Genomic DNA, 12,404 nt, shown 5'->3' on the forward strand with positions numbered 1-12,404 from the left:
ACGCGGAGAGTGCGCGGATCGAACGCGCGCGGGCTCGCACCCGACTACGGCTTAGCAAGCCGCTGCCTTACCACTCGGCCAACTCTCCCTGCATGGGGCGGCGTACAGAAAAAGAGCCGCCCTGGGGGTAACTCCCCTGGGCGGCTCGGCCGTTCGGCCGGGCGCTACGCCGCAGGGAGTCCACTACTGGAGGAGCGCTGATACGACTGCGTGCTGGTCATGGTGCGTTCCTCTCTGCGTTGTCCGGTGCTGATGGGTTCACTCTTCATCAGCACCGCAGGGACCGGCAAGTGGATTAACGGCCGTCACGCTTCCGCCGTCCGGGACCGGGTCGGTACGGACGGCGGAGCCGCTCTGCGGGAGGGTCAGCGCTCTCCGGTGGTCAGCGCCCGGGAGTTCGGGACCTGCTGGACCGGGGCCCGGACGGCGCGCTTGCCGTTGACGATCCACTCGTAGGCCCACTCGGCGGACATCAGGGCGCCCTCCTGCCAGCCGGGGAGGGCGGAGACCTGGTCGCCGATCACGAAGAAGTTGTCCTGGCCCTGGGGGTAGATCAGCGTCGAGTAGAGCTTCTTGTGCTCCGGCCGCTCCGGGATCCAGTCGGCCCAGGCACCGAGCTGGTAGGGCACTTTGTGCCAGGCGACCGACATACCGAGCGCGTCGGGCACGATCGCGTTGCTCGCCAGCTCGTCGTGCAGCTTGGTGCCGCCCTTGCGGGCGACGCCGAGCCGCTCCTCGTGCGAGCGGTCACCCAGCGTCTCGGCCTTCACGTACGAGTTGTAGGCGCCGGTCAGGGTGCCCTTGTCGGTGGGGGAGAAGTAGTCGTTGGAGGGGTACCAGATCTGGGTGATCTCGTGGTCGATCCAGCTGATGCCACCGAAGATCTGGTACCGCTCGGACTCCCAGAAGCGCCGGTTGGCCTGCCAGCCGACCTTGCAGGCGGCGGCGAACGGTGTGTCCTGGACGGCCGAGCGGAAGTCGTCGGTGAAGCCGTGCAGGGCGACCTGCTTGCGCAGCACCGGGATCGGGATGTTGCTCAGGCAGTAGTCGAACCGGTCGACCCGGTCGGCACCGTCCTCCGTCCAGCCGACCTGCACGCCGGTGCCGTCCAACTGGATGCCGTGGACCGGAGCGTTGTACCTGACCGTGCCGGCGGGCAGGGCGGCGGCCGCGTGGCGCCAGGTGCTGTCCATACCGCCGACCGGCTGGAACGACGTGGTGTGCCAGTGCAGTTCGGCGTCCTGGTAGAAGCTCTGCTGCCAGAACCCGCTGGCCAGCAGGTCGCCGAGGAGCAGCGGGTCGACCGGCTCCTCCATCTGCATCACGGTCGGGTTCTTCGCGAGGCCGGACCGGGTGGAGCCGAGGTACTCGTGGTCCTTCCCCGTGAGCGCGCCGAACTCGACCAGCAGGCTGGTGAGTTGCTCGCGCTGGGCCGGGGTCAGCGCGTCGATGCCGGGGGTGGCCTTCGGGATGGCCTGGGCCAGCAACTGCGCGAGGTAGCCCCGGGTGTCGTTGGCGATCCGGCGGTTGGGCCTGGGCGCGCCTCGCCAGGCCTGGTCGGTCTGGAAGAGGTTGGCCGTGGTGGTGTGGATGTACGGCTCGAGCGGGACCTTGAGCCTGCGACAGAAGTCGATCATCCGCTGGTGGACGTACGGAATGCGGCCTGCACCGAGGTTGAGGTAGAGGTCCTGGTCGAACCGGCAGGTCTGGGTGCGGACCGAGCCGTCCGCCCAGACCTCGCTGACCTGGTCGCCGGGGCGGGCGGTGAGGGTGCGGCCGCCGACCCGGCCCTGCGCCTCCAGCACGGTCACCCGGTAGCCGGCCTCGGTGAACTTGAGCCAAGCCGCAAGACCGGCGGGGCCGGCCCCGAGGATCGCCACCGTCCGGCCGTTGCCGACCCTCGGGGCCGGTTTGGCCAGCCCGTCGGTGGCGGGTGCGGCGGTGGCCGGGGCGGCTCCGGTCATCACCTGCAGCAGGGTGGCCGAGGTGGCGGCGGCCCCGGCCAGGCTCAGGAAGGAACGGCGGGAAGTGGCATCGTCCGGCTGGTGCATCGTGTGCTCCTCCAGGAATGTCAACTCGACGTCGAGCTCTGACAGTTCTATGAAGTAGCACACGAACCATCAGGTGGTCCTGGGTATGCGCACCTTTTCCCGCCATCGAGCGAAGGGTCAGCCCCGCAGGCTCTCCAGTAGCCGGAGCCAGACCTCGCTGATGGTCGGATAAGCGGGAACGGCGTGCCACAGCCGGGCGACCGGGACCTCGCCGACCACGGCGACGGTGGCGGAGTGCAGCAGTTCGGCGACGGCGGGGCCGACGAAGGTCGCGCCGACGATCACGTCCCGGTCCAGGTCGACCACCAGGCGGGCCGTCCCCCGGTAGTTGTCGCCGTACAGGGAGGCGCCCGCCACGTTGCCGATCTCCTGGTCGACGGCGCGGACCCGCAGCCCGGCCCGTTCGGCCTCGGCGAGACTCAGGCCGACGGCCGCCGCCTCCGGTTCGGTGAAGACCACCTGGGGTGCTCCGGCGGTGTCGGCGGAGGCGGCGTGCGGGCCCCAGCGCGAGGTGTCGACGGCCGAGCCGGCCGCCCGGGCGCCGATCGCGGCACCGGCGATCCGGGCCTGATACTTGCCTTGATGAGTCAGCAGCGCACGGTGGTTGACGTCCCCGGCGGCGTACAGCCAGTCGCCCTCGACGGCCCGCACCAGGCAGGACGCGTCGACGTCCAGCCAGGACCCGGGTTCGAGACCGACGGACTCGAGACCGATGTCGTCGGTACGCGGCACCCGACCGGTCGCGTACAGCACCTCGTCGGCGACCACCGTACTGCCGTCCCCGAGGGTGAGCGTCACCTCGCCGCCGTGCCGGGCCAGTTCGGTCACCGAGGTGTTGAGCCGGACGTCCACCCCGGCCTCGGTCAGCCCCGCCGCGACCAGCTCACCGGCGAACGGCTCCATCCGGTCCAGCAGCCCGCCGCCCCGTACCAGCAGGGTGACCTGCGAGCCCAACCCCTGCCAGGCGGTGGCCATTTCGACCGCGACCACGCCCCCGCCGACCACCGCCAGCCGTCCGGGCACCTTGGCGGCGCTGGTGGCGTCCCGACTGGTCCACGGCCGGGCCTCGGTCAGTCCCGGCACGTTGGGCAGCGCGGCCCGGGTGCCGGTGCAGACCGCCACCGCGTGACGGGCCGTCAGCAGCCGTTCGCCGTCCACCAGGACGGACCGCTCGCCGGTCAGCCGACCGTGGCCGCGGACCAGGTCGATGCCGGTGGAGCTGAGCCACTCGACCTGGCTGTCGTCGTGCCAGTGCCAGGTGAACTCGTCCCGGCGGGCCAGCACGGCGGCGGCGTCCAACTTCCCGGTGACGGCCTCCCGGGTGCCCGGCAGCGCCCGAGCGTGCGCCAGCGCCAGCCAGGGGCGGAGCAGCGCCTTGCTCGGCATGCAGGCCCAGTACGAGCACTCGCCGCCGATCAGCTGACTCTCCACCAGAACGGTGCTCAGCCCGGCGGCCTTGGCCCGGTCGGCAAGGTTCTCGCCGGTCGGACCGCCGCCGAGGACCACCACGTCGTACTGCTCGGGCTTGGGGCTCATCGCTTTCACGCTCTCGCTCGATCGGCCGATACCGGGCCCATCCTGGGCCCGGCGCGGCAGGGCCCGCCAGTGCCGGACCCGGCGTGTCGCCGACGGCGCACACCCTCCCGGAGGCACCCGCTCGCGGTCTGGCATGATTCCGGCCCATGCCCACCCCTGTCGACGCGCCCGGTGCGCGCCACCACGCGAGCCCGAGTGCCTGCCCGGACTGCGCCGCCGTACTGGAAGCCGACGAGCGGTTCCCGGTCTGGTGTCCGGTCTGCGAATGGAACCTCCAGCCGGCCGAACCCGCCCGGGAGTCGGATCCGAAGAAGCGCCGCCGGGCCGAGCGCGAGAAGCGCCGGACGGAGGCCGGGAAGCGCAGGACCCAGGCCAGGGTGGAGGGACTGTTCGACGCCCTGCTCAGCGGTGACGGTGCCGCCGCCGACCGGGGTTGGCTCCTTGCGTCGGCCCTGGCCGGGCTGGTGCACCTGGTCACGTTTGCTGTGTGGGGCGGTACGACGGCGCTGTTGCTGTTCGGGACCTCGCCGCTGCGGGTGGTCGGGGTCTGCTGCCTGGGGCTTTGCTTCCTGCTGCGGCCCCGGCTCGGCCGGATCCGTCCGGACGAGACCTTCCTGACCCGGGCCGAGGCGCCCGCGCTGTACGCGCTGGCGGACCGGGTGGCGACGGAGGTGGGCGCCCGGCCGGTCGACCACATCCGGGCCGATGCGGAGTTCAACGCCTGGTTCACCAGGGCTGGGCTGCGCCGCCGAAGCGTGCTGTCGATCGGATTGCCGCTCTGGAGCACGCTCACCCCGCCGCAGCAGGTCGCGTTGCTCGGGCACGAGTTCGGGCATGACGTGAACGGCGACCACCGGCGCGGCGTCTGGCTGCGCTCGGCGGTGTCCGCATTGTTGGAGTGGCACCTGATCATCAATCCGACCCAGTTCCTCGCCCAACTGCTGCTGGCGGTGCCGAAGTGGTTGACGGGTCGGCTGCTGGAACTGATGAACCGGCTCACGGTGCGGTCCGGCCAGGCCGCCGAGTACCGGGCTGATGAGCTGTCGGCCCGGGTGACCTCGACCGAGACGGCCCGGCAGATGCTCGAGACGCTGCTGCTCAGCCCGAGCGCCGAGACGGTGCTGGTCCGCTACCGCAGCCTGCCGAGACAGCGGAGCGGCCCGAACGCCGGTCGCCCCGAGGCGGACCTGTGGGCCCAACTCGGCGCACTGCCCGGCAGCCTGACCCCGCTCGAGCGGGAGCGCCGACTGCGGCTGTCCGTCCGGGAGGCAGGTGCGGTGGACTCCACGCACCCGCCGACCCACCTGCGGATCAAGCTGATCGGCCGTCGCCCGGTCGACTCGCACCCGGTGTTCTTCGGCCCGGCCGAGCAGGCTGCGGTGGAGGCCGAGCTGGCCCCCGCCCAGGGACGGGTGGCCGGAGAGCTGCTGGTGGGCTGACCTGCTGCGGCGGAAAAATCGGAGGCCCGGCGGCGGGCTGCGCGGCTAAGGTACGGCCGTGACCGAACCAAATCAGGATCCGGGCGAGCCGGACGTGCGCAGCGCCGGGTGGTACCTCTGGTGGCTCGTGGCCAGTCAGCCCGGCCGGTCGGTGGCCGGGGCGGTGTTCGGCACACTCTGGATGCTGGGGCTGATCCTCCCCTCCTACCTGCTGTCCCGGGCAGTCGACGACGGACTGAAGGCCGACCACCCCGGCGCGCTGGTCGGCTGGTCGCTGGCCCTGGTGGTGGCCGGAGGACTGAACGCGCTGGTGGGTGTCGCCCGGCACCGCACCATGACCAAGGTCCGGATGGACGCCACCTTCCGCACCGTCCGGGTGGTGGTCCGGCAGGCCGTCCGGCTCGGCTCGGCGCTGTCCCGGCAGGCGGCCGCCGGTGAGCTGGTGACCATCGGCGTCTCCGACGTACAGCGGATGAGCGCGGCCCTGACCTTCACCGGCCCGGGGGTCGGTGCGGTGATCGCGTACCTGACGGTCGCGTACCTGCTGCTGGAGATCTCCCCGCTGCTGGCGGCGCTGGTGCTGCTCGGTGTCCCGGCGCTCGCGCTGCTGATCGGGCCGCTGCTCGGCCGGCTCCAGGAGACCGAGGCCCGCTACCGCGAGCGGCAGGGCAGGCTGGCCGGCCGGTTCGAGGACCTGGTCGGCGGCCTTCGGGTGCTGCACGGGCTCGGCGGCAAGGAGATGTACGCCGCCAGGTACCGGCAGGACTCGCAGCTGCTGCTGGCGGACGGCTACCGGGTCGGCGCGGTGACCAGCTGGATCCAGTCGATCGGGGCCGGGCTGCCGATCCTGTTCGTGGCCGTGGTCACCTGGGCCGCCGCCCGGCTGGCGGCCCAGGGCACCATCACCATCGGCGAGTTGGTCGCGGTGTTCGGGTACACGGCGGCGCTGAACATCCCGGTCTGGTTCCTGATGGAGGGCGGCCAGGACGTCAGCCGGGGGCTGGTCGCGGCCCGCCGTACGGTGCGGTTCCTCACCCTGACGCCCCGTCGGAGCAGCGCCGGAGCGGACGCCCCGGACGGCCCCGCGCCGCTCCTCGACCCGCAGTCCGGGGTCGAGGTGCTGCCTGGCCGGCTCACCGTGCTGGCTTGCGCCCGTCCCGCCGACGCCGTCGCGGTGGTGGACCGGCTGACCCGGTTCGCCGACACCGACTCATCGGCGGACAGCCCCAGTTGGGGAACCGTCCGGCTGGACCAGGTCGAGCTGCCGACGGTGCGCGAGCGGATCCTGATCGCCGACAACGAGGCGGCGCTGTTCGCCGGCCCGCTCCGGGAGCTGCTCGGCGGCCGACAGGACCGGGAGGACAAGGCGCTGCTGGAGGCACTCGAAGCGGCCGCCGCCCTGGACGTGCTGCGCGGGCTGCCCGCCGGGCTCGAGTCGCCGGTCGAGGCCGAGGGCCGCAACCTGTCCGGCGGGCAGCGGCAACGGCTCCGGCTGGCCCGGGCGCTGCTGGCCGACCCGGAGGTCCTGCTGGCCGTCGAGCCGACCTCGGCCGTCGACTCGCACACCGAGGCGGTGATGGCCGCCGGGCTCCGGACCTTCCGGGCGGGCCGTACCACCCTGGTCACCAGCACCTCGCCGCTGCTGCTGGACCGGGCCGACACCGTCGTGCACCTGGTCGACGGCCGAGTGGCGGCCACCGGCCCGCACCGCGAACTGCTCCGCGACCACCCCGGCTACCGGGCGCTGGTCACCCGGGAGGAAGCACCCACCGAAGCGCCCGCCGAGCCGTCCACCGCCGACCTGCCCGCGCCGCGTTCTGCCGAGGAGTCCGTCCGATGAGCACCGCCACCGACCACCAACTCCCGGTCGCCGGCGTGCGCGAGGTGCGCCGGGCCGCCCGTGGCCTGCTCCGGCAGGACCGCCGGTCGCTGGGCGGGGTGCTGACGCTCAACGTGCTGGCCGCCGCCACCGGGCTGGCCGGGCCCGCACTGCTCGGCCGGATCGTCGACCAGGTCGGCAACGGCGGCGGCGTGGCCGCGGTGGACCGGCTCGCGGCGGCCGTGGTGCTCTGCGCGCTGCTGCAACTGCTGTTCACCCGTCAGGCCCGCTACCTCGGGCACCGGATCGGCGAGCGGACCTCCGCCCGGGTCCGGGAACAGTTCGTCGACCGGGCCCTGGACCTGCCGCCGACCGTGGTCGAACAGGCGGGCACCGGCGATCTGACGGCCCGTGGCACCACCGATGTGGCGGCCGTCGGCACCACCCTGCGGGACTCCGTACCGAAGATCTTCATCGCCGGTCTCGAGGTCGTGTTCATCTTCGGTGCGGTCTTCGTGATCAACCCGCTGCTCGGTGCCTGCGGCCTGCTCGGCCTGTCGGGCATCTGGTTCGGTACCCGTTGGTACCTGCGCCGCGCCCGGGCCGCCTACCTGGCGGAGGGATCGGCCAACTCGGTCGTCGCCGAGGTGCTGGCCGCCACCGCGGCCGGCGCCCGGACGGTGGACGCGCTCGGTCTCCAGCAGCGCCGGATCGCCGCCGCCGAACTGGCGATCGGCACCGCCCGCCGGGCCCGGTTCCGGACGCTGTTCCTGCGCAGCGTGTACTTCCCGGTGATCGACGCCTCCTATCTGGTCCCGGTGGCGATCGTCCTGCTGGTCGGCGGACCGCTGCACGCGCACGGCGTGCTCAGCCTGGGCAGCGTGGTGGCCACCGCGATGTACCTGCGCCGGCTGGCCGACCCGGTGGACGTCGTGCTGATGCAGATCGAGCAACTCCAGAGCAGCGGCGCCTCGTTCGCCCGGGTGGAGGGGATCGCCGGGGCGCCCAGGAGCCCGAGCGCCGCCGCGGGCACGCCGGTCGACGACCGGATCGAGGTCACCGGCGTCCGGTACGCCTACGACGGCGGCCCGGACGTGCTGCACGGGGTGGAACTGACGGTCCGTCCGGGGGAGCGGATCGCCGTGGTCGGCCCGTCCGGCTCGGGCAAGACCACCCTGAGCCGGCTGCTGGCCGGCATGGACCGGCCGCGCACCGGCAGCGTGACGGTCGGCGGGGTGCCGATCGCGGACCTCGACCCGGAGGCGCTGCGCCGCCAGGTCGTCCTGGTCACCCAGGAGCACCACGTCTTCCTCGGCACCCTGCGGGACAACCTGCAGATCGCCGCCCCCGAGGCCGGGGACGGCGAGCTGCTGGCCGCGCTGGACGCGGTGGGCTGGGCACACCCGCTGCCGGACGGCCTGGACACCGAGCTGGGCCCGGCCGGTCACCGGCTCGGCGGCGCCCAGGCCCAGCAACTCGCGTTGGCCCGAGTGGCGTTGGCCGACCCGCACACGCTGATCCTGGACGAGGCCACCGCGCTGCTCGACCCGACCGCCGCCCGGGCCACCGAACGCGCGCTGGCCGCCGTACTGGAGGGCCGGACGGTGATCGCGGTGGCCCACCGGCTGCACACCGCGCACGACGCCGACCGGGTGGCGGTGATGGAGGACGGCCGGCTCAGCGAGGTCGGCAGCCACCACGAACTGGTCGCCGCCGACGGTCCGTACGCGGCGCTCTGGCGGTCCTGGCAGCAGTGAGCGGTTACGCCATGGCGGGCTCGGGCTGAGCGGTCATCAGACGCTGCGGGCGGCGCAGCAGCAGGTAGCCGAAGCCGGTCAGGGTGACCAGTCCGACGCCGAGCAGGGCGGCCCAGACCTGGTACCAGGGGGCGCCCGGCGGCACCAGGACGGCGCGTGGCCAGCAGATGTTGACCACCTCGAAGCCGGTCCACAGCACGGCGAGCAGGTTGACCGGGGTGCCCCAGCGGCCGAGCGAGACCGCACCGGCCGGGCGCCAGGTGCCGCGCAGCCTGGCGGTCAGCGCGGCCACGCTGAGCAGGAAGAACGGCAGGAAGGTGGCCGCGCTGCCGAAGGTGATCAGGCTGCCGATCGCGGTGGACTCCAGGCCGAGCGGCAGCGCGGCGGCACTGACCAGGGTGGCGGCGACCAGTCCGCCGATCGGCGCCTGACGGCGGTTCACCTTGCGGACCTGGCGGGAGAACGGGAAGACGCCGTCCCGGGCGAGCGAGTACAGACCCCGGGCGGCGCCGCCCTGGGAGGCCATCAGGCAGGCGGTGAAGCTGACCACGACCACCAGCACGAAGGGCTTGGCCGACCAGTCGCCGAAGCCGGTCACCACGGCGGTGGTCACCGGGTCGAGGTCCGTACCGGCGATCACGGCGGCCGGGTCGGGGTGGGCGAGCACCACCGAGACGGCGTTCAGGATCACCACCACGCCGACGCTGAGCAGCGCCCAGCGCATCGCGCGCGGCACCTGGCGGGCGGCGTCCTTGGTCTCCTCGGCGGTGGAGACGCAGGCGTCGAAGCCGATGAAGGCCCAGCCGCCGACCGCGATCACGGCGAGCAGCGAGCCGAGCCCGCCGGTGCCGGTGACGGCGGAGGCGTCCAGGCTGTCGGTGAGCAACGCGAAGCCGTGCTGCCGGAAGAAGAGCAGCAGGGCCAGGCCGACCAGTACCGAGGCGATCAGTTCGGCGGCGATCCCGGCCGAGACGAACCAGCGCAGCAGGTTGATGCCGTACGCGTTGACCAGCGTGCAGCAGAGCATGAAGGCGGCGGCCACCAGGACCAGACCGACCGGTGTCGGGGTGGCCCCGACCAGCGCGAAGAGCCAGGGCGCGGCCAGGTAGGCGACCGTGGTGTTGGCGAACATCACCGCGAACTGCCAGAGCCAGCCGCTCATCCAGGCGAAGCCGGGCCCGACCAGCCGCCGCGCCCACTGGTACGCGCCGCCGGCCAGCGGCCACTGCGAGGCCAGCTCGGAGTAGACCGCGACCACCAGCAGCTGGCCGAGCAGGCAGACCGGCAGCGCCCAGATCCAGGCACCGCCCTGGATGCTCATGCCGACCTGGGCCACCGCGTAGAGGCCGACCACGGGGGAGACCACGGCGAAGCCCATCGAGATGTTGCCGAGCACGCCGAGGCTGCGGCGCAGCTCCTGGCGGTAGCCGAGGGCGGCCAGCGCCTCGGCGTCGGAGGAGGGGACGGTTCTCTCGGTCATCCGGTGCCACCTTGCCGTCATAAAACTAACTTTGTTAGTCGGAGACGGTAGTCGCTGACCGGAGAGTAGGGAAGGGGCCGACATGCGATTGATATCTACCGGGGACGGCGAGGACGATCCCCGGGGCTGACCCCGTTCTCGCAGCGCAAACACTCCACCTGGCGCCGGGGCCTGGCGGCACCACCTTCACCGCATGCAAGGCGCCGCCGGTCCGCTTCCGAGGAACACCCCGGCCACCCGATCGGCCCAGCAGCCGACAGCCCGTCAGGACAGCGCTCCGTCCTGACGGGAGGCTGGGAGTCTGATCCGCCCCTGGCAGAAGCCCGGCAGAAGCAGGAGCCCCATGGACCCGAAGCAGCGCGGCCCCCGCCACGGTGTGCTCTTGGCGTGGCTGCTGGCGCCACTGAGCGCCGTGGTCCTGATGACGGGTTACTTCACCGTCCCGCTGGGCCGCTTCGGCCCCGACCACCCGCTGCTCAGCTGGATCAGCTTCACCGTGGCGCTGGGCGTACTGGCGCTTCTGCTGCTGCGTCAGGTCCGCTACGTCCTGGTGCCCTCCGGGCGGGGGCGGCCCGCCGTCGGCATCGCACTGCTGATCTGCCTGTCGCTGGTCATCTTCGCCGCCGCCTACCTGGCGCTCTCCCGCCAGGACGGCGAGTTCACCAACCTGAGCACCCGGCTCGACGCCCTCTACTTCACCGTGATCACGACGTCGACCATCGGCTACGGCGACATCACCCCATCCGGCCAGTCCGCCCGCCTGGTGGTCATGCTCCAGATCGCCTTCAACCTGGTCTTCCTCACCACCGCCGCCGGCGCACTCACCACCCAGCTGCGCACCCGCTTCACCACCCGGGCAAACGCTCGTACCCACGCCGACGAGACGTCACCCCAGCCGGGGGAGCAGGCCGACGACACCTGAACAGCGTCCGGGCCGGCCGACCGGTACCAGGGCGGATCAGCGGGCGGGCATCGCCTCCCGGACCTTGGCGGTGTCGACGAACTGCTCGAAGCGGACGATCCGGCCGCCGCGTACGACGAAGTGGTGCGCGACGCGTACGTCGATGTCCTTGCCGGTGGCCTTGTTGGTGGCGGTGTAGCGGGCCAGTACGACGACGTTCTCGCCGTCCACGACGTAGGTGTCGTCGTGGGCGGCCCAGCCGTCCCACTCCTTGCCCAGCTGCTCCATGACGGCGGAGGTGACCCCGGTCGGGGTGCGGTAGGTGCCGGCCAGTGGGAAGCCCGCCATCTCGGTCCACTCCACGTCGTCGGCGAGGGTGGCCCGCAGGGCCTCCAGGTCACCGCCGGCGGAGGCGAGGTACTGGCGGCGTACGACGTCGGCGGGTGCGGTGGAGGTCTGGAAGTCGGTCGTCTCGCACATGGCTGGGGTCCTCCTGGAACGAGGGGCGGGGTGGATGTCTGCCGGGTCAGCTGTCCAGGCGCAGGTTGCCCATCCGGGCGGCGATCTGGGGGTCCCGGTGGTCGAAGAAGAGCGAGGCGCCGGTGTCGAGGGTGGCGATGGCCGCCATCTGGTCGTCGGTGAGGTGGAAGTCGAAGATGTCGAAGTTCTCCGCCATCCGCTCGGCGCGGATTGACTTGGGGATCGCCACGACGCCGCGCTGGGTCAGCCAGCGGAGCACGACCTGCGCCACGGACTTGCCGTGCTTCGCGCCGATCCCGCTCAGCAGCGGGTGCGTGAACAGGTCGTTCCTGCCCTCGGCGAACCCGCCCCAGGACTGGATCTGGACCCCGTGCTCACGCATCAGCTCCTGGTCGGCGGTGCGCTGGAAGAACGGGTGGGTCTCGATCTGGTTGACCGCCGGTGTGATCTCGTTGTTGACGACCAGGTCGACGAGCCGGTCGGGGTAGAAGTTGGCGACGCCGATCGCCCTGGCCAGGCCCTCGCGGTTGAGCTCCTCCAAGCCGCGCCACTGGCCGTACACGTCGCCGAAGGGCTGGTGCATCAGGTACAGGTCGAGGTGGTCCAGGCCGAGCTTGGCCAGCGAGGTCTCGAAGGCACGCCGGGTGTTCTGCTGCGCGGGTGCGTCCTGGATCCACAGCTTGGTGGTGACGAACAGCTCCTCGCGCGGGATGCCACTGCTCTTGATGGCGCGGCCGACGGCCTCCTCGTTCTGGTAGGCGGCGGCCGTGTCGAGTAGGCGGTAGCCGACCGCGAGGGCGTCGGTGACGGCCTTCTCGGTCTGCTCCGGCGGGATCTGGTAGACGCCGAAGCCGAGGACCGGCATCTCGACGCCGTTGTTCAGCGTGACGTTCTGCATGGGACTTCCTTCGGTCGGAGAGAGTGCGAAGCTCGTGACAGTC

The 12,404-nt window shown here is 72.2% G+C and carries 9 protein-coding genes and 1 tRNA gene; 4 read left to right on the forward strand and 6 right to left on the reverse strand.

Annotation, left to right across the window (positions count from 1 at the left end):
* Positions 1 to 3: 3 nt before the first annotated feature.
* From ASC99_RS06140 to ASC99_RS06150, 3 genes are all read right to left on the reverse strand, one after another.
* A tRNA-Ser gene (locus tag ASC99_RS06140) sits at positions 4 to 88 on the reverse strand.
* A gap of 277 nt (positions 89 to 365) precedes the next feature.
* Entirely contained in the window at positions 366 to 2,051 is a 1,686-nt protein-coding gene (locus ASC99_RS06145; protein ID WP_057229098.1) for an FAD-dependent oxidoreductase, read from the reverse strand.
* Positions 2,052 to 2,168: 117 nt separating this feature from the next.
* Entirely contained in the window at positions 2,169 to 3,587 is a 1,419-nt protein-coding gene (locus ASC99_RS06150) for an NAD(P)/FAD-dependent oxidoreductase (RefSeq protein ID WP_057229100.1), read from the reverse strand.
* Between the two features lie 146 nt (positions 3,588 to 3,733).
* Between ASC99_RS06150 and ASC99_RS06155 the strand changes: the two genes are divergently transcribed.
* The 3 genes from ASC99_RS06155 to ASC99_RS06165 are packed head-to-tail and all read left to right on the forward strand — an operon-like array spanning position 3,734 to position 8,602.
* Positions 3,734 to 5,026 (forward strand): M48 family metallopeptidase, encoded by a 1,293-nt coding sequence (locus ASC99_RS06155; RefSeq protein ID WP_057229102.1) that lies wholly within the window; start codon positions 3,734 to 3,736, stop codon positions 5,024 to 5,026.
* A gap of 58 nt (positions 5,027 to 5,084) precedes the next feature.
* Complete coding sequence (locus ASC99_RS06160) at positions 5,085 to 6,866, forward strand: ABC transporter ATP-binding protein (RefSeq protein ID WP_057229104.1); 1,782 nt, start codon at positions 5,085 to 5,087, stop codon at positions 6,864 to 6,866.
* Positions 6,863 to 8,602, forward strand: a complete 1,740-nt coding sequence (locus ASC99_RS06165; protein ID WP_057229106.1) for an ABC transporter ATP-binding protein — start codon at positions 6,863 to 6,865, stop codon at positions 8,600 to 8,602. Before ASC99_RS06160 ends, ASC99_RS06165 begins: the two co-directional genes overlap by 4 nt.
* 4 nt (positions 8,603 to 8,606) lie before the next feature.
* On the opposite strand, the gene ASC99_RS06170 is transcribed toward ASC99_RS06165, so the two are convergent.
* The gene (locus ASC99_RS06170; protein WP_063856989.1) at positions 8,607 to 10,082 is read right to left on the reverse strand and encodes an APC family permease; all 1,476 of its coding nucleotides are present in this window, start codon (positions 10,080 to 10,082) and stop codon (positions 8,607 to 8,609) included.
* A 343-nt stretch (positions 10,083 to 10,425) separates the two neighbouring features.
* Here ASC99_RS06170 and ASC99_RS06175 point away from each other — a divergent pair, with 343 nt between their 5' ends.
* Positions 10,426 to 11,004, forward strand: a complete 579-nt coding sequence (locus ASC99_RS06175; RefSeq protein ID WP_063856990.1) for a potassium channel family protein — start codon at positions 10,426 to 10,428, stop codon at positions 11,002 to 11,004.
* 36 nt (positions 11,005 to 11,040) lie between these two features.
* Here the strand turns inward: ASC99_RS06175 and ASC99_RS06180 are convergent, their stop codons facing one another.
* Both ASC99_RS06180 and ASC99_RS06185 read right to left on the reverse strand, forming a co-directional pair.
* On the reverse strand, positions 11,041 to 11,463 hold the full coding sequence (locus ASC99_RS06180; protein WP_057229110.1) for a nuclear transport factor 2 family protein: 423 nt from the start codon (positions 11,461 to 11,463) through the stop codon (positions 11,041 to 11,043).
* A gap of 46 nt (positions 11,464 to 11,509) precedes the next feature.
* Entirely contained in the window at positions 11,510 to 12,361 is an 852-nt protein-coding gene (locus ASC99_RS06185; protein ID WP_057229111.1) for an aldo/keto reductase, read from the reverse strand.
* Between the last annotated feature and the right edge of the window lie 43 nt (positions 12,362 to 12,404).

This window comes from Kitasatospora sp. Root107 (assembly GCF_001424875.1).
Lineage (GTDB): Bacteria > Actinomycetota > Actinomycetes > Streptomycetales > Streptomycetaceae > Kitasatospora.